We start from the raw sequence: 16,695 nt of genomic DNA on the forward strand, positions 1-16,695 counted from the left end.
TCAAGGGGGGAGGGGATTCTCACAAAACCTGGCCAAAGACTTCCCCCTCCCTCTTTTGATGGGGGAGGGCCGGGGTGGGGGTGACAGTCTTTCCGGTTAAGGCCCTTGCCCAAGAAATGCGACTCTGTTGTCATGGTCACAAGAAGGAGCGCCGGGCGTTTTGTGCAGGCAACCCCACTACTCCTCGATGCCTTCGACGATCACCACGGCGCCATCGGCGTTCTCCAGACGCAGCGGCAGGATCTCCTGATACTCCTCGGAGTGGTAGAAGCCCTCGGCGGCCGCCTTGTCGGGAAACTCCAGGATGATCAGCCGCGGGATTTCCCAGTCGCCTTCCAGCACGTCGACCTCCGCGCCGCGCACCAGGTAACGGCCGCCGTGATCGGCGACGACGGCGGGGACCGCCTCACGGTAGGCTTCGAAGGCTTCTGGGTTGGTCACGTCCAGATGCGCAATGATGTAGGCGGCCATGGGTATCGTCTCCACAGATAGGGTGTTTGAATTGCGGGTCGTTTATAGCTGCGGCGTCACAAAGGCGGCGGCGGCAAGATACGCGCCGAGGGCGGCGAGGGCGAGAAAGAAGAGCTTGCGGAAGCGCGCTTCCGGCAGGCGTTTGCGGATAAGCTGGCCCAGGGCCATGCCGGCGAGCGCCGGAACCAGCGCGACGGCGGAGAGCAGGCCGGCTTCGGCGGGCAGCAGGGCGTGGCCGCTGAGGGCCACGGCCATGGCCGTGGTCGAAACCAGGAAGGTGATGCCCATGGCCTGCACCAGGTGATCGCGCGCCAGGCCGAGCGCTTGCAGGTAGAGCACCGAGGGAAAGATGAAGGACCCGGTGAGCCCGGTGACGGTGCCGTTCACCAGCCCGATCAGGGGTGAAAGCCAGGCCTCCTTCCTGCCCGGCGCGGGAACCTGCAGGCCGGTGATGCTGACCGTGGCATAGAGGCAGACCAGCAACCCGAAGAGACCGGAGAGCAGCAGCGCGTCGAGAGACGCCAGCAGGCCGGCGCCGAACCAGATGGCGGCGCAGGCCGGAACCAGCAGCGGCCAGAGCCGTTTGACCAAAGCCTTCAGGGCGCCGCCGCTCATCGCCTGCCAGATGTTGGTGGCGATCGAGGGGACAAGGACCAGCGGGATGGCTTCTTTCAGGTCGAGTTGAGTGGCGAGCAGGGCCAGCGCGACGGTCGGCAGGCCAAGGCCGACCAGCCCCTTCACCAGCCCGGCCAGCAGAAAGCTCGCCGCGACGACAACGATAAGATCGATCTCCCACATGGTCCGATCATAGGCGGTCTGCGGCAGCGGGTCTTGGGTGTTAGTGCGTTCATGCTCTAAGCTTCCGATCACTCAACGAACAACAAGCAAGCGGGAGGAAGTGATGCGGCTTCAAGGAAAGGTCGCCATTGTCACCGGCGGCGGGTCGGGTTTCGGCGAAGGCATTGCCAAACTTTTCGCCGCCGAAGGCGGACGCGTGGTGGTGGCCGACATCAACGGCGAGGCGGCGGAACGGGTGGCCCATGAAATCGACGGTGCCGGCGGCGCCGCGGTCGGCCTGCGCGCCGACGTCACCGACAAGCGCGATGTCGACACCATGATGCGCGCGGCGCTTGACAGCTACGGGCGGCTCGACGTCCTGGTGAACAACGCCGGCGTGTCCCACCGCAACAAGCCGATGACCGAGGTCACGGAAGAAGAGTTCGACCTCATCTACAACGTCAATGTGAAGGCGATCTACCTGGCGGCGGTGGCGGCGATCCCGCTGATGAAGGCCGAAGGCGGCGGCTGCATCATCAACACCTCTTCCACCGCGGCGCTGCGGCCGCGCCCCGGCCTGACGGTCTACAACTCCTCCAAGGGCGCGGTGAACGTGATGACCAAGTCGATGGCGGTGGAATTGGCGCCGGACAAGATCCGCGTGAACGCGATCTGCCCGGTGATCGGCGAGACGGCGCTGATGGAGACCTTCATGGGGGTGCCGGACACGCCGGAGAACCGCAAGAAGTTCGAGGCCACCATTCCCCTCGGACGCTTCTCGACCCCGCACGACATTGCCGAGGCGACGCTGTTCCTGGCTTCCGACGCGGCGGAATTCCTCACCGGCGTCACCATGGAGGTCGACGGCGGGCGCTGTATCTGAGGCTGATGAGCAAGCCACCCGACTGACAGCACGCGGGGGCAGGCCCTGCCTTGCCGATGTGTTTGGTTTTGGCGCTCTCCCCTTGTCACCCTCGGACTTGATCCGAGGGTCCATAGACCCGCCCGCTGGAACCTTCGGCGGGTGAAAACGGTTTTGCCTCTGCGATGGATCCTCGGGTCAGGCCCGAGTATGACGGGTGGAGCATTAAGGTAGTACCCCAAAGCAAAAGGCCCGGGACAATGTCCCGGGCCTTCGCGTTCGATCACGATTTTCAGCGGGCCTATTCGCGGGCGACGCCGAAGATCGAGAGCAGCCAGATGAACATGGTCACGAAGCTGCCGTAGAGCATGAAGGCGCCGAAGATCGACTTGCGCGTGGTCACTTCGCCGCTGTCGCTCTGCTCGTACATGTTCTTGATCATCTGCGTCTCGTAAGCCGTCAGGCCGGCGAAGACCAGCACGACGACGATGGAGAGGCCGAGGTGGAACAGCTCGGACTGCAGCAGGAAGATGTTCACCAGCAGCGCCACCAGGATGCCGATGGTCGCCATCATGAAGAAAGCGCCCAGCGGGGCCAGGTTCCGCTTGGTGGTGTAGCCGTAGAGGCTCGTGCCCGCGAAGGCCGCGGCGGTGATAAAGAACACCCGCACCATGCTGTCGCCCGTATAGAGCAGGAACATGGGGGACATCAGCGCGCCCCAGAGGGCGGCGTAGAGCCAGAACGAGCCATGGGCCATCGCCATGGAGCCGGTCGTGATGATGCGCGGGGCAACGAAACCCATCAGCAGAATGCCGCCGAAGAGAACCCAGCGGAACGGGCTGAGGGCGATTGCCTGCAGCAGCGCCGGCTGCGTGGCGACGAAGAGGGCGACAACACCGGTAAAGGCGACGCCCAGCGACATATAGTTGTAGACGCCAAGCATGTACTTGCGCAGACCCTCATCGATCTGCGCAGCATCCGCCTGCGTCTGCGTCATGTATTTGCGGTCGGGACCGAGAGCCATCAGGACACCTTTCGTTTACCCAAGCATCAGTGCTTAGACACACAACCGGGGCGACAAAGCCAAGGTCGCGGTCTTGCCCATAGAATTCATAAGTAATATTGGCGGAAGGCGGGCCTGAATCAACCTATTTCCGCATAGCTTATGCGTGAATTTTAGTTCATATTTCGGGCCGGAAAGTACAGTTTTCTGCTGTTGTAAGCGGCCTTTTCCGGCTGTTTTTCACTCGTTCCGCAGCAGCGGTGCCGCCTTCTGGCCCAGGGCCCGCCAAGTGCCGGCAAACCCGAATGCGATGGTAATCGCCGTGGCCAGCAGGGCGGTGGTCAGCACCGCCTCGGGCAGGAAGATGAAGGGCGTGCCCATGATCTCGGTCAGCACCAGATAGGCAGCCAGGCTGCCGATCACCGCGGCGATGGCCGCGGTCACCAGGCCGAGTAGCCCGTATTCCAGCAGAAAGGCCTGGGCAATCACCCGGCGGGTGGCTCCCAGCACCTTCAGCACCACGGCATCGTAGACCCGGCGGTGGTGCCCGGCGGCGACGGCGCCGGCCAGCACCAGGACCCCGGCGGCCAGGGCGACGGCGGCGATGGCGCGCACCGCCGTGGCGATGTGGTTCATCAACTGTCCGACCTGCTCCAGCGCTTCTTTCACGCGGATCGAGGAGACGTTGATGAAGCGGTCGGTAACGGCGATCTCCAGGCCGTCCTCGGCTTCGGGTTCGGCCTTCACGGTGGCGATGTGGCTCTGCGGCGCGCGCTCCAGAACGCCGGGGGAGAACACCATGACGAAGTTGATGGTCAGGTTGCTCCAGTCAATCGCGCGCAGATTGGCGATGGTCACCTCGACGTCGCGGCCCAGGATGTTGACCCCCAGGGTGTCGCCCGGCCCGATCCCCAGGGCTTCGCCCACATCGTCGTCGAGGGAAACCAGGGGCGGGCCGTCGTAATCGGCGGGCCACCATTCGCCGACGGTCAGTTCGTCGCCGGCCCGCTGTTCGCGCATCCAGGTCAGGCCGCGGTCGCCGCGGAAGATCCACTGGATGTCCGGCGGGATTTCCATGTCCCGCGGCGAGACGCCGTTCACCGCCGAGATGCGTCCGCGCAGCATGGGCACGCGCTGCACATCGGTGATGCCCGGCAGGCCGGCGACAAGGCTGTCGAACTCGGCGACCTGATCGGGCTGGATGTCGATGAAGTAAAAGCCCGGCGCTTCCTCCGGCAGGCTCTGTTCGACCTGGCGCGAGAGGTTGCCTTCGATCAGGGCGATGGCCACCAGCACCGTCAGGCCGAGGCCGAGCGACATGACGACCGAGCCCGTCGGCGCGCCGGGCCGGTAGAGATTGGTGACCGCCAGCCGCAGGCCGGGATGGCGCGGGCGCGGCAGGCGGCGGGCGGCGGCGATGATCGCCTGGGCGGCGAGACGGAACAGCAGCAGCGCGGCGATGGCGCCGATGACGAAGAAAAACGCCAGCATGCGGTCGGTGGCGGTCAGCACCGCGAGGCCGGCCAGGAGACCGCCGAAGAAAACCAGGGCCGGCAGGGTCTTGCGGTCCGGCAGGGCCTGGGCCGGGGCGACGAGGTCGCGAAACAGGCTGGCCGCGGCGACGGAGCGGGCCCGCGCCAGGGGCCAGAGTGAGAAGGTGACGGCCGTGAGCACGCCGAAGGCCGCGGCGGTGATCAGCGGCACCGGGAAGACCGCCAGTTCGGCCCGCCAGCCCAAAGCGTCGCCGATGACCGCCTGGGCGGCCACCGGGGCCAGCGCGCCGATCAGCAGGCCAATGACGATACCGATCAGCGCCAGGAACAGGATCTGCGCCATGTAGACCTGGAAGATCAGGCGCCCGGGGGCGCCCAGGCACTTCAGGGTGGCGATGGTCCCGGTTTTGCCGTCGAGGTAGCTGCGCACGGCATTGCCGACGCCGACACCGCCGACCAGCAGCGCGGTCAGGCCGACGAGGGTCAGGAACAGGGTCAGCCGGTCGATGAAGCGGCCGATGCCCGGCGCGGCCTGGGTGGTGTCGCGGATGCGCCAGCCCGCCTCGGGGAAGGCGTTCCCCAGGTCGGCGCGCAGAGAGACCGTGTCGATACCGTCGTTGAGGCGCAGGCGGTAGTGATTGCGGATCAGGCTGCCGGGCTGCACCAGGCCGGTGGCTTCCAGGCTGTCCTGGGCGACCATGAAGGTGGGGCCCAGGGTGAAGGCGCGGGAGGTGCGGTCCGGCTCGCGCTCCAGCACCGCCGAGACGCGGTACTGGGTATCGCCGATCTGCACCAGCTCGCCCAGTTCGACCTCCAGGCGGCGCAGCAGGTTGCCGTCGACCACCGCGCCCCAGACGCCGTCCTGTCGGGCAAGGGCACCGCCAAGATCGCGGGCCGGCGCCAGCTCGACGGCGCCGTAGAGCGGATAGAGATCGTCGACGGCCTTCAGTTCGACCAGCACCCGGCGCGAGTCCGCGTCGAGACCGCGGGCCATGGCGCGCATTTCCGAGGTGACGGAGACATCGGCGCGCTCGCCGAGCCAGGCCTGCTGTTCCGCGCTGGCCGCCACATGGGTGAGGCGCAGGTCCATGTCGCCGCCCAGCAGGATGCGCCCGTCGCGTTGCAGGCCCTGCAGCATCGCTTCCGAAACCGAGCCGACGCCGGCAATGGCGGCGACGCCGAGGGTGAGGCAGGCGAGGAAGATGCGGAATCCCTTGAGGCCGCCGCGCAGCTCCCGCCGCGCCAGCCGCAGGGCCAGCGGCAGGCCGCCGCCGAAGCCGGGCTTTGCATCGCTCTGCGGCTGCGCCGGCGCCGTCTGGTCCAGCGTCGTCACGAGCCGGCCATTTGGGCGGTTTCTTGACCGTCGTCGATGATCAGGCCGTCCAGCAGTTTCACGGTGCGCGCGCAGCGCGCCGCCAGTTGGGGATCATGGGTGATCAGCACCAGGGTGGTGCCGTGTTCGGCCTGCAGCCCGAACAGCAGGTCGATGATCTGCTGGCCAGTCTCGCCGTCCAGATTGCCGGTCGGCTCGTCGGCCAGCATCAGGTCGGGACCGGCGGCAAAGGCGCGGGCCAGGGCGGTGCGCTGCTGCTCGCCGCCGGAAAGCTGGCCGGGGTAATGGGTCAGGCGATGGCCCAGGCCGACCGACCCCAGACAGGCGGCGGCGCGGTCGAAAGCGTCGTCGCGGCCCGCGAACTCCAGCGGAATGGCGACGTTTTCCAGGGCGGTCATGGTGGGCACCAAATGAAAGTCCTGGAACACGATGCCGACGGAATCGCGCCGGAACCTGGCCAGGGAGTCCTCGTCCAGCCCGTTGAACACGGTCCCGCCGATGCTCACCCGGCCTTCGCTGGCGCGTTCCAGGCCGGCCATGATCATCATCATGGAGGACTTGCCCGAGCCCGAGGGGCCGACCACGCTGACCGTCTCACCGCGGCTGATAACAAGGTCGAGGCCGCGCAGGATATGGACCGGGCCGGCTGCGGAGGGCAGGGTCAGTTCCACCGCCTCCAGGGCGATCATGGGGGCGGTCATGGAATCCGGCGAGGATTTCGGGGAGAATCCGGCGGCCTTCGCGGCCGATGCCGCTTCCGCGGCTTGGGGGCTGAGATCTGTCATGGTCCCTCTATTATACGGCCTGCCTGCCATATGGATCGTCCTGAGCGCATGTCAACGCGCGGCAGTGCCGCCGTTCCAACCGCGAGGACCGCTCCGCGGCTTTCCAAAAGCGCGGAATTCCGCCCCGATGGCGAGGCCGCTTGATAGGACGGCCCAGGACAACTACTTCTTTGGGATGGCTAAAAAAGCCGACAAAACCTAAGGAAGACCTTCCGGCAACGGGTTTCTCCCCCTTGGCTTCCTTCATGACAGGTGGGCAATGACAGTTCCTTTCCTTCAAGGCCGCCTCGGGCGGGCCCTCCGGCTCACGGCCCTGTTGGCTGCGATTCTCCTGGTTTTGTCTCCCGGCAGCCCGCGTGCGGAAAGCTTCCGGCTGATGGCCTTCGGCGACAGCCTCGTCCACGGCTATGGTCTGGAGGCGGGGGACACCTTCCCGGAACAGCTCGAAGCGGCGCTGCGTGCCGAGGGTCTGGACGTCACCGTGATCAATGCCGGCAACTCGGGCGATACGACGGCCGCCGGTCTGGCGCGCCTGGACTGGGCCCTGGCCGACGATCCGCAGGCGGTCATTCTGGAACTGGGGGCCAACGACGGGCTGCGCGGCCTCGATCCCAGCGCCACCTACGACAATCTCGACGCCATTATGGCCCGGCTGACGGCTGCCGGGCTGCCGGTGCTGCTCGCCGGCATGTTCGCGCCGCCGAATCTTGGCCGCGAATACGGCGATATCTTCAACAGCGTCTTTCCCCGCCTCGCCGAGAAGTACGAAGCGCCGCTCTATCCGTTTTTCCTCGAGGGGGTGGCCCTGGAGCCGGCGTTGAACCAGGCCGACGGCATCCATCCCAATGCTGCCGGGGTGGCCGAGATCGTAAAGCGTATCACGCCGCAGGTCGTTGAACTGGTGAAGGCGGCTGCTGCGGCGCAGGTGCCGCCGCAAACCAACTGAAGCAGGTTTTGCGATGACCGCCAGTTCCATTGAAAGCGGCGCCCAGCGCGCCGGGCGTTACGCCTCGGCCTTTGCCGTCGGCGAGACCGCGGCACCGGGGGCCTGGGGGTCGATTGCGGCGGCCTGTCTCGACGCCCTCGACAGCCTGCCGGAGCGTGCCAACCTCGGCTTTATCTATGTCACGGCGGCGCTGGCCGATGATCTCGGCAGTATCGTCACCTTCCTGCGGGAGCGCAGCGGCGTCGCCGACTGGACCGGCACCGTCGGCCTCGGCGTTATGGCCTCAGGCGCGGAATTCTATGACCGTCCGGCGCTTTCCATCCTCGTTGCCGCGCTGCCGGAGGGCAGCTATCGGCCGTTTCGCCCGGTGGTCAGCGACATGGCGGACTTCGACCGGCATCACGGTGCCTGGGTCGGCGAGCACAAGCCGATCCTGGGGGTGGTGCACGGCGATCCGCGCAACCCGGCCATCGTCGACATTGTCGAAGCGGTATCCGGTAAGACCTCGGCCTTTCTGGTCGGCGGGCTGACAGCCTCGGAAAGCCCCGAGTTTCCGCAGGTTTGCGGCACCCTGGCGGAGGGCGGTCTGTCGGGGGTGCTGTTCTCTTCCGAGCAGTTGGCCGTGACCGGCCTGTCCCAGGGCTGCACGCCGATCGGGGAGAGTCACGAGGTGACCGGCGCCGCCGGGCAGGGCATCGTGACCAGTCTGGACGACCGCCCGGCGCTGGCGGTGCTGCGCGAGGATGTCGGCGAACTCCTGGCCCGCGACCTGAGCCGCATCGGCGGCTACATCTTTGCCGCCCTGCCGATTCCGGGCAGTGATACCGGCGATTATCTGGTCCGCAATCTGGTCGGCCTGGATATGGAACGCGAGTGTCTGCAGATCGGCGACGAGGTCGCTGGCGGCGACCGCCTCGGCTTCTGCCGCCGCGATCATGCCTCGGCGCGCAGCGATCTGAAACGTATGTTGGAGGATCTGCGCGAACGCGCCGGCGGGGCGCCGCGCGCGGCGCTCTACTTTTCCTGCGTCGCCCGGGGCCGGCATCTTTTTGGAACGAATTCCGAGGAGTTGCAGTTGATACGGGAGACGTTTGGCGATATTCCGCTGAGCGGCTTCTTTGCCAACGGCGAAATCTCGAACAACAGGCTCTACGGCTATACCGGCGTTCTGACGCTTCTGCTCTGAAGCCTCGCCGCTCTCGCGCTCCGCGCAGTCTTTACTCTTTTTCTGGCACTCTGGGGGACCTCTCATGGAACATCGCAAACTCGGGCGCAGCGACATCTCGGTCAGCGCCGTCTGCCTGGGCACCATGACCTGGGGAATCCAGAACACCGAGGCCGAGGGCTTCGAGCAGATGGACTATGCCCTGGATCAGGGGGTGAACTTCTTCGATACCGCGGAGATGTATCCCATCGCCCCGAAGGCGGAGACCTACGGGCGCACTGAAGAGATCATCGGCAACTGGTTCGCCGCCCGCGGCAAGCGCGACAAGGTGGTGCTGGCGACCAAGATCGTCGGGCCGAACAAGAACCGCTTTCCCTATATCCGCGGCGGCGAGACCCGCTTCAACAAGGAACACATCACCGCGGCTGTCGACACCAGCCTGAAGCGTCTGAAGACCGACTACATCGATCTCTATCAACTGCACTGGCCGGACCGGGCGACCAACGATTTCCGCGGCCTCGCCTACGAACACGATGCCGAGGCCGATGAGACCTCCGTCGATGAAACCCTGGAGGCGCTGGATGCGGTGGTGCAGGCCGGCAAGGTGCGCCAGGTCGGTCTCTCCAACGAAAATCCCTGGGGCGCCATGCGCTTCATCACCGGTTCGGAAGCAGGCAGGGGGCCGCGCATGGCGTCGGTCCAGAATCCCTACAGCCTGCTGAACCGCAGTTTCGAAACCCGCATGGCCGAGGTCGCCCTACGCGAGGATTGCGGCCTGCTGGCCTATGCGCCGCTCGCCGCCGGTGCCCTCAGCGGCAAGTACCTGAACGACCAGTGGCCCGAGGGTGCAAGGCGCACGCTGTGGCCGGACAACACCCGCTATCAGGGCAAGCAGGCCGAGGCGGCGACGGCTGCCTATGTGAAGTTGGCCCGGGATCATGGCCTCGACCCCGCGCATCTGGCCCATGCCTTCGTGCTCAGCCGCCCCTTCGTGACCGCTTCGATCATCGGTGCCACGAAAATGGAACAGCTGAAGCTGGACCTCCAGGCCAAGGATATGGTGCTCAGTGAAGAGGTGCTTGCGGGGATCGAAACGATCCACAAGGACTACACCTATCCCTGTCCTTAAACGCCCTTGGCCCTGACCGCCCCTGCCCCTGAACACTTGAACGCAGCAGCCAAGGCTGCCGTTGTCGCCTTTTTTTCGTCAGTTTGCGTTATCGATCATGCGTCTCTTCGTTGCCCTCGCCCTTCCCGCCGATCTGCGCAGCCGGCTCTGCGCTCTTTCCGCCGGCCTGCCCGGTGCGCGCTGGGTCGATCCGTCGAACCTGCACCTGACCCTGCGGTTCATCGGCGAGGTCGGGCGCCACGAGGCGGAGGACATCGATGCCGCGCTTTCCGGCCTCAAGGGGAAGCGCTTTTCCCTGACCCTTGCCGGCCTCGGCGAATTCGGCGACGACCGCCGTCCGCGCCAGCTCTGGGTGGGGGTAGAGCCGAACGAGGCGCTGGAGCGGCTGCAGGCCAAGATCGAAAATGCCCTGCAGCGCGCCGGGCTGGCGCCGGAAAAGCGCAAGTTCAAACCCCATGTCACCCTGGCGCGCTTCAAGACCAATCCGGGCGAACGTCTGCACGACTATATCGTCGAGCGGTCGCTGTTCCGCGCCGCGCCCTTCGAGGTGACCGAGTTCACGCTCTTTTCCAGCTACCTCGCCCGCGAAGGCGCGATCTATGCGCCGGAAGCAGCCTATCCGCTGCTATAGTTCCAAGGCCATGAGCCAACCCCGCCTTAGCGTCGCGACGGTGCAGTTTGCCGTCACCGCCGATCCCGTGGCCAACGTTCGTCGGATGATCGCCTTGATGCGCCGGGCGGCTGCGGATGCGGCGGTGGTGCATTTCCCGGAATGTGCCCTGTCGGGGTATCTGGACAAAAAGGTGGAGCGATGGGCGGGCTACGATTGGGCGGCCTTGGCAGCAGCCCACGACCAGCTTGCCGAGACTTGCCGCGATCTGGGGGTCTGGGTTGTCTACGGGGCGGCGCACCGCTTCGACGAAGCCTGGCTTCCCCACAATTCTGTTTTTGTCGTCGGGCCGGATGGTGATCCGGCCATCCGCTATGACAAGCGTTGCTGTTCGCTGAGCGAGCTGGACCATTTTACCCCCGGCAGCGCTCTGGCGGTGATCGATATCGCCGGCCGGCGCTGCGGTATTTTGATCTGTCTGGAATGGTCTTTCCCGGGGCTTTGGCAAGCCTACGCCGAGGCGGGCGTCGACCTGGTTTTTCTTTCGGCCTTCGCTGCAGGATTGGACGGACGTCACCTGCACAGTGATGTCGTTCCGCCGACCCTGCAGGGCCATGCCTTCACCAACAGCCTCTTTATCTCCGTCGCCAATGCCAGCAACCCGGCGCAGGCCTTTGCCAGTCACTGGGTGAAACGTTCCGGCCGGCGCGGTTCCGCCTGCCGTCTTCACCGCCAAGGTTTTACGGTGAACGCCATCGCTGACGATCCTGAGAAGGATGCACTCTACGCCCGGATCCGCGCGTTCCGTTCTGAAGCGTCAAGCGGCCGGCTCTACGAAAACCTGCGTGTTACTACGCCGGCCGGCAAGCACTAGATCGGATCATGTTTTGACGGAACCACTTCGTGGTTGCGCCAAAACATGTGAATCCGATCGGCATCAACTGTTTAGAGCAGATTCACCGGGTTGGATGGATCGCAAAGGCGATTCCATAAAACCCGGATCTGCTCTAGGACGTCGGGCCCATCGGTCCTGCCGGCGGTGCGGTTTCCTTCGGCTTGCGCGTTTCGCGGTGGAGGATATAGAGGCCGCTGGCGATCAGCATGGCCGAGCCGATCCAGACTTCGGCGCCCGGCACGTCCTGCCAGATGACCCAGCCGAAGATGACGCCCCAGAGCAGCACCGAGTAGTCGAAGGGCGCGATCACCGCTGCCGGGGCGAAGCGGTAGCCCTGGGTGATCAGCATCATGCCCGCCGTGCCGATGACCCCCATGAAGATGAACAGCCCGAGGTCGGGCAGGGTCGGGGTCTGCCACTGGGCCGGCATCATCGCCAGCGTTACGGTGACGGCAATGAGGCTGGGCCAGAACAGGATCGCCGAGGTGGAGAGAAAGCGGGTCTGCTTGCGCCCGATCAGCATGGCGATGGCGTAGCAGAACGCCGCCCCCAGCGGCAGCAGCGCCTCGATTCGAAAAGCCGAGGTGCCGGGCTGCACGACGACGAGCACGCCCAGGAAGCCGAAGATCACCGCTGCCCAGCGCCGGATGCCGACATGCTCGCCCAGCACCGGCACCGAAAGCGCGGTGATGAACAGGGGGGCGGCGAAGGCGATGGCGAAGGCATCGGCCAGGGGCATGTAGCGCAGGCCGGTGAAAAACAGAAAGGCGGCGCCCAGGTTGGCGCAGGCGCGGGCCAGCAGCAGAACGGGGCGGCGCGGGCGCAGGTTGGCAAGACCGCCGCTGCTGAAGACTACGAAGGCAAGAATGGTCATCAGGCCGAAGAAATTGCGGGCCAGGATGATCTGGCTCACGGCATAGCCTTCGCCCAGGAACTTGGCGCAGGCATCCATGACCGCCATGCCGAAGAGCCCGACCAGCGCACAGGCGATGCCGAAACCGATCCGCTCACCGGCTGCGGGTTTTGCAACCTCGTCGCTCATGCTTCATCTCTACGCGTAGCGGGTCAGGATGTCCCGCACCATTTGCGCATAGGGGGGTCCACAGATCTGCGTGTGCACCAATAAAGGAAACAGGTTGTAGATGTCGCGGCGGGCTTCGCGGTAACCGGGCCGCGGCGGCCGCAGTGCCTGATAGTGGCGGTGGAACGCGGGCCCGAAGGTCGAGAGCAACTCGATGTAGGCGATTTCCACCTCCGGATCGGCGAAGTAGAGCGCCGGGTCGATGAAGGCGGCGACGCTGCTGCGGCGCAGCAGAACATTGCCGGACCAGACATCGCCGTGCACCAGCCCGGGCTGCGGCGGCTGTTCGATGAAGCGCTCCAGCCTGGTGCAGAAGGCTTCCAGCTCGCGGTGGATTTCCACCGGCAGGCGGCCGGACTCCCGGGCGATCCGGCCCATCACCAGCAGGCGCTGCTCGCGGTAGAAGTCGCACCAGTTCTCGGTCCAGGGATTGGGTTGCGGCAGGGCGCCGATCACCGTATCGCGCTCAAAGCCGTAGGCCGGGGCCGTGATGGCGTGCAGCGCCGCCAGCCGTTCGGCGGCGTCTTCCTGCGCCGCCGTGTCGCCGGCGCCCGCTTCATGATCCATGTAGTCCATGAGCAGCAACTGGTCGGCGACGTGGCGTGTCGGCGGCACCGGCAGGCTGGTCCTGGCGGCGAGGAAGTCGAGCATGAAGCCTTCGATCGCGAGGCCGCCTTCCGGGGCAACCTTGGCCACCAGAGGTTCGGCCCCAGCCAGATCCACCCGGAAGACCTCGGCCACACAGCCGCCGAGCAGAGGGGTGACGGCCTCGGGCCTTTGGCCGAGGGTGTCGGCGAGAAGCTGCTGCAGCGGCAGTCGGCCGCCGCTAGTGATCGGGTCCATGACCAGCCAGGTAGTCCTGCTTGAAAGCCTTAATCCAGGCGGGGATGGCCGCTTCGATGAGGTCCAGCATGGACTCGTAGTCCGCCAGGGTGCCGTAATAGGGGTCGGCGACCTCTTCGCCTGCCTCCGGCAGAACCTCCAGGAAGAGCGCGAGGCGGCAGGCCGACTGCCGGGGGCACAGTGCCTTCAGTTCCTGCATGTGCCCTCTGTCCATCGCCAGGATCAGGTCGAAGTCGGCGAAGTCACCTTGGGTCAGTTTGCGGGCCCGTAGACCCGTAAGGTCGTAACCGCGCGCGGCGGCGCAGTGCACCGCTTCGGGCGAAGGGGCATCCCCGACGTGGTATCCCGTCAGGCCGGCGGAATCGAGAATGATGCGGTCCGCCAGTCCGGAAGATTCGAGATGATGGCGCAGCAAGGCTTCGGCTGTCGGCGAACGGCAAATGTTCCCGGTGCAGACGACAAGGACCTTGAGTGTATTAAGTCTATTCACAAAAGAATGAGTGGAACACAGGCGCTGGTTTTGATCTATCATTGCCTTAGCGCGTGAGCAAGCTTGCGCGAGAATTCAGAGAAGCGCCAGTGGTAGAACCGAGATGCTTGGCGGCGCCTGGACGCTTCGAACTGGGGATCAGGAAGCGAAAGCAGTTATTTTGAGATGAAAGACCGCCGTATCGTCATTCTGACCGGGGCGGGCATATCCAAGGAATCAGGCCTCGATACTTTCCGCGATCCGGACGGAATCTGGGCGCGGGTGCGCATCGAAGACGTTGCGACGCCGGAGGCCTTTGCCCGCAATCCCGATCATGTCCATGCTTTTTACAATCATCGCCGCAAGGGTCTGTTGGACCAGGCGGTGGCGCCCAACGCCGCGCATCTGGCGATCGCCAGACTGCAGCGGGAATGGCCGGGCGAGGTGCTGCTGGTCACCCAGAACATCGACGACCTGCATGAGCGGGCGGGCTCGCCGGCGCTGATCCATATGCATGGTGAGTTGCTGAAGGCACGCTGTCTCGCCTGCGGTGCCATCAGCCCCTGGCGCGAGGCCATGACCATCGACAGTCTCTGCCCGTCCTGCGGCGTCGAGGGCACGCTACGGGTCAATGTCGTCTGGTTCGGTGAAATGCCGCTGGAGATGGAGCGCATCTACGATGCCCTGGCGGCCTGCGATCTCTTCGTCTCCATCGGCACTTCGGGCAATGTCTATCCCGCCGCCGGTTTCGTCACCCAGGCCCGCAGCAACGGCCGGGCGCACACCCTGGAGCTGAACCTTGAGCCCTCGGAAGGGCAGACCTTTTTTGCCGAGCGCCGCTACGGCCCGGCGACGCAGGAGGTGCCGGCCTTCGTCGAACAGGTTCTGAAAGATGGCTGGTAAGATGCCGCCCCAAAGACAGGGATCGGGACCTGGCCTGGAGGAAATCCTTGCCGCCGCCCGGGCCTGCCGGGTCTGCGCCGAGTATCTGCCCCTGGGGCCGCGCCCGGTACTGCGGGCCGAACCCGGGGCCGGCCTGATGATCATCGGCCAGGCGCCGGGCACCCGGGTCCACGAAAGCGGCACGCCCTGGGACGACCGTTCCGGCGACCGTCTGCGCGACTGGCTGGCGATCCCCAAGGAAAGATTTTACGACGCGGGCCGGATCGCCATCGTGCCCATGGGCTTCTGTTATCCCGGCGTCGATGCCAAGGGCGGTGACAAACCGCCGCGCCCGGAATGCGCGCCGCTCTGGCACCCGCCGCTGCTGGCGGCCCTGCCCAAGGTGAAGCTGACACTGCTGGTCGGGCTCTATGCCCAGGGCCATTACCTCGGCAAGCGGCGGCAGAAGAATCTCACCGAAACGGTGCGGGCCTGGCGCGACTATTTGCCGGACTACCTGCCGCTGCCGCATCCGTCGTGGCGCAACACCGCCTGGCTGAAGAAGAACCCCTGGTTCGAGACAGACCTGCTGCCCGAACTGCGCAAGCGGGTGAAGCGGCTGACGCGGCCGTGAGACAGATGCTACGCAAATCGCCGTTCAAGATAGCGCGCAAGTCTCTGTTCCGGGGTTCCAACTTCCGTTAGCAGCGTCGTTTTCCACGCCTCGACCTCAAAGCAAACAACCTCCATTTCCCAGACGCAGCCCACGACCTCCTTCACACCGTTCCCAAACGCTGTTGGCGTTTCCCACGGCGCCCGCATCTGCTCGATGCTTGCGAGAACACTGCCCCACTGCCAGTAGAATACCGGGGATACGACGGCGACCTCTGCAAAGTGGACGATCTGAAAGCCGACACCGTGGTTTCCAGCGCCGTCAATTAGACTGCCAGCGGTGGGCAGTCTTTTGAGTGCTTCAGTTGCTGCTGCGGCTGCGATGCGGTCGTCGAAATCCCTTCCGTCGGCGAGGATGGCATACTGCTTCAACTGCCATCCGATGCCTTCCACGACGGGCAACGACAAAGCGCGGCGGGGGTGAAATTCCTGGAGATGATCCACGAAGATGTCCTTGTTGGCCGAAGCGCAGGTTATCGAAAAACCAAGCGGGCGCCACGCCCTGTTTGCCCTCATGCTGAGGAAGCCGCGTAGCGGCTGTCTCAAAGCATGAAGCCAGGAGTGCTGATGATCTAACGGGTCAGTCTTTCGGCGTGACCAGATAGGCACAGCGCCGGGCGCCGGCGAGGATGTGGTCGATGCGTTTCACCTCGACCGTGCCGCCCAGGGATTGCTGAAAGACTTCCAGTTCGCTGCTGCAGAGGCTGGTGCAGGCGGCGGCCGCCGAGCAGACCGGGCAGTGATTCTCAATCAGCAGGTAACCGCCGGCGGCCTTTTCCACCTCGGCCATATAGCCTTCCTCGCTGCGGATCGCCGCCAGGGCGCGCAGCTTCGCCGGCAGGCTGCGGCGCTTGCCGATGCGGGCCTTGTAGGCCTCGACCTGCTCGCGGGCGCGCACCGCCAGCAGCTTCTCCAGCCCCTTGGCGCCGAAGGCCTGCTTCATGGAGTCGATGAGACCGACGGTGAGATCGGCATGGCCGTCGGGAAAGAAACGGTCGGCGGCCTTGGTCAGGGCCCAGAGCTTGGCCGGACGGCCTCTTGCCGACCCGGGCGGCCGTGCCTCGGCCTCATGAGTCACAAGGCCCTCGGCCTCCAGGTCGTAGAGATGCTGGCGCACCGCCATGGCGGAAATGCCCAGGCGCTCGGCCAATTGGGTGGCGTCCTGGGGACCGTCCTGTTTCAGATGATCGATGAGGGCGCGGCGGCTGCGCTTCTCGCCCGGTTTCGCGGCTCTCTTCAGCATTCTTATTACCTAAAGTTTTTTCTTGAGAAAAGCAAG

At 65.4% G+C, this 16,695-nt stretch carries 18 protein-coding genes; 8 read left to right on the forward strand and 10 right to left on the reverse strand.

Going from position 1 to position 16,695, the window contains the following annotated elements; all coding sequences use genetic code 11:
- Positions 1-177 precede the first annotated feature (177 nt).
- Together ACP146_RS24615 and ACP146_RS24620 are read right to left on the reverse strand one after the other, a co-directional pair.
- Positions 178-471 carry a DUF1330 domain-containing protein gene (locus ACP146_RS24615; RefSeq protein WP_422369401.1) on the reverse strand — a complete coding sequence of 98 codons (294 nt, stop codon included), beginning with the start codon at positions 469-471 and terminating at the stop codon, positions 178-180.
- Between the two features lie 42 nt (positions 472-513).
- The gene (locus tag ACP146_RS24620; protein WP_422369402.1) at positions 514-1,269 is read right to left on the reverse strand and encodes a sulfite exporter TauE/SafE family protein; all 756 of its coding nucleotides are present in this window, start codon (positions 1,267-1,269) and stop codon (positions 514-516) included.
- Between the two features lie 103 nt (positions 1,270-1,372).
- Between ACP146_RS24620 and ACP146_RS24625 the strand changes: the two genes are divergently transcribed.
- A complete protein-coding gene (locus tag ACP146_RS24625; RefSeq protein WP_422369403.1) occupies positions 1,373-2,131 on the forward strand; it encodes a glucose 1-dehydrogenase in 759 nt (252 codons plus the stop codon).
- Positions 2,132-2,411: 280 nt separating this feature from the next.
- Here ACP146_RS24625 and ACP146_RS24630 read toward each other — a convergent pair whose 3' ends face one another.
- The 3 genes from ACP146_RS24630 to ACP146_RS24640 all read right to left on the reverse strand — a co-directional run bounded on the left by ACP146_RS24630 (position 2,412) and on the right by ACP146_RS24640 (position 6,640).
- Complete coding sequence (locus tag ACP146_RS24630) at positions 2,412-3,134, reverse strand: Bax inhibitor-1/YccA family protein (RefSeq protein ID WP_422369404.1); 723 nt, start codon at positions 3,132-3,134, stop codon at positions 2,412-2,414.
- Between the two features lie 219 nt (positions 3,135-3,353).
- Positions 3,354-5,939, reverse strand: a complete 2,586-nt coding sequence (locus ACP146_RS24635; protein WP_422369405.1) for an ABC transporter permease — start codon at positions 5,937-5,939, stop codon at positions 3,354-3,356.
- Complete coding sequence (locus ACP146_RS24640) at positions 5,936-6,640, reverse strand: ABC transporter ATP-binding protein (RefSeq protein WP_422369698.1); 705 nt, start codon at positions 6,638-6,640, stop codon at positions 5,936-5,938. Before ACP146_RS24640 ends, ACP146_RS24635 begins: the two co-directional genes overlap by 4 nt.
- A gap of 343 nt (positions 6,641-6,983) precedes the next feature.
- On the opposite strand from ACP146_RS24640, the gene ACP146_RS24645 reads away from it, so the two are divergent.
- From ACP146_RS24645 to ACP146_RS24665, 5 genes are all read left to right on the forward strand, one after another.
- Positions 6,984-7,670, forward strand: a complete 687-nt coding sequence (locus ACP146_RS24645; RefSeq protein ID WP_422369406.1) for an arylesterase — start codon at positions 6,984-6,986, stop codon at positions 7,668-7,670.
- Positions 7,671-7,683: 13 nt separating this feature from the next.
- Positions 7,684-8,856: an FIST signal transduction protein gene (locus ACP146_RS24650; RefSeq protein WP_422369407.1), complete on the forward strand. Its 1,173-nt coding sequence runs from the start codon at positions 7,684-7,686 to the stop codon at positions 8,854-8,856.
- 64 nt (positions 8,857-8,920) lie between these two features.
- Complete coding sequence (locus ACP146_RS24655) at positions 8,921-9,964, forward strand: NADP(H)-dependent aldo-keto reductase (RefSeq protein ID WP_422369408.1); 1,044 nt, start codon at positions 8,921-8,923, stop codon at positions 9,962-9,964.
- A gap of 97 nt (positions 9,965-10,061) precedes the next feature.
- Complete coding sequence (thpR, locus tag ACP146_RS24660) at positions 10,062-10,595, forward strand: RNA 2',3'-cyclic phosphodiesterase (protein WP_422369409.1); 534 nt, start codon at positions 10,062-10,064, stop codon at positions 10,593-10,595.
- A 10-nt stretch (positions 10,596-10,605) separates the two neighbouring features.
- Complete coding sequence (locus ACP146_RS24665; RefSeq protein WP_422369410.1) at positions 10,606-11,448, forward strand: carbon-nitrogen hydrolase family protein; 843 nt, start codon at positions 10,606-10,608, stop codon at positions 11,446-11,448.
- A gap of 133 nt (positions 11,449-11,581) precedes the next feature.
- Here ACP146_RS24665 and ACP146_RS24670 read toward each other — a convergent pair whose 3' ends face one another.
- Genes ACP146_RS24670 through ACP146_RS24680 form a run of 3 tightly spaced genes read right to left on the reverse strand, consistent with a single transcriptional unit; the run spans position 11,582 to position 13,883 of the window.
- On the reverse strand, positions 11,582-12,511 hold the full coding sequence (locus ACP146_RS24670; protein WP_422369411.1) for a DMT family transporter: 930 nt from the start codon (positions 12,509-12,511) through the stop codon (positions 11,582-11,584).
- Between the two features lie 9 nt (positions 12,512-12,520).
- Positions 12,521-13,393, reverse strand: a complete 873-nt coding sequence (locus tag ACP146_RS24675) for a fructosamine kinase family protein (RefSeq protein ID WP_422369412.1) — start codon at positions 13,391-13,393, stop codon at positions 12,521-12,523.
- A complete protein-coding gene (locus ACP146_RS24680; protein WP_422369413.1) occupies positions 13,377-13,883 on the reverse strand; it encodes a low molecular weight protein-tyrosine-phosphatase in 507 nt (168 codons plus the stop codon). The genes ACP146_RS24675 and ACP146_RS24680 overlap by 17 nt, the downstream gene beginning before the upstream one ends.
- A gap of 165 nt (positions 13,884-14,048) precedes the next feature.
- Here ACP146_RS24680 and cobB point away from each other — a divergent pair, with 165 nt between their 5' ends.
- Both cobB and ACP146_RS24690 read left to right on the forward strand, forming a co-directional pair.
- Positions 14,049-14,765 carry a Sir2 family NAD+-dependent deacetylase gene (cobB, locus tag ACP146_RS24685; RefSeq protein WP_422369414.1) on the forward strand — a complete coding sequence of 239 codons (717 nt, stop codon included), beginning with the start codon at positions 14,049-14,051 and terminating at the stop codon, positions 14,763-14,765.
- A gap of 1 nt (position 14,766) precedes the next feature.
- Complete coding sequence (locus ACP146_RS24690; protein ID WP_422369415.1) at positions 14,767-15,378, forward strand: uracil-DNA glycosylase family protein; 612 nt, start codon at positions 14,767-14,769, stop codon at positions 15,376-15,378.
- Positions 15,379-15,386: 8 nt separating this feature from the next.
- Here the strand turns inward: ACP146_RS24690 and ACP146_RS24695 are convergent, their stop codons facing one another.
- Both ACP146_RS24695 and ACP146_RS24700 read right to left on the reverse strand, forming a co-directional pair.
- A complete protein-coding gene (locus tag ACP146_RS24695) occupies positions 15,387-15,860 on the reverse strand; it encodes a hypothetical protein (protein WP_422369416.1) in 474 nt (157 codons plus the stop codon).
- Between the two features lie 136 nt (positions 15,861-15,996).
- The gene (locus ACP146_RS24700; protein WP_422369417.1) at positions 15,997-16,659 is read right to left on the reverse strand and encodes a helix-turn-helix transcriptional regulator; all 663 of its coding nucleotides are present in this window, start codon (positions 16,657-16,659) and stop codon (positions 15,997-15,999) included.
- Positions 16,660-16,695: the final 36 nt, after the last annotated feature.

The sequence above is a fragment of the Pelagibius sp. genome (assembly GCF_965249265.1).
GTDB lineage: Bacteria > Pseudomonadota > Alphaproteobacteria > Kiloniellales > Kiloniellaceae > Pelagibius.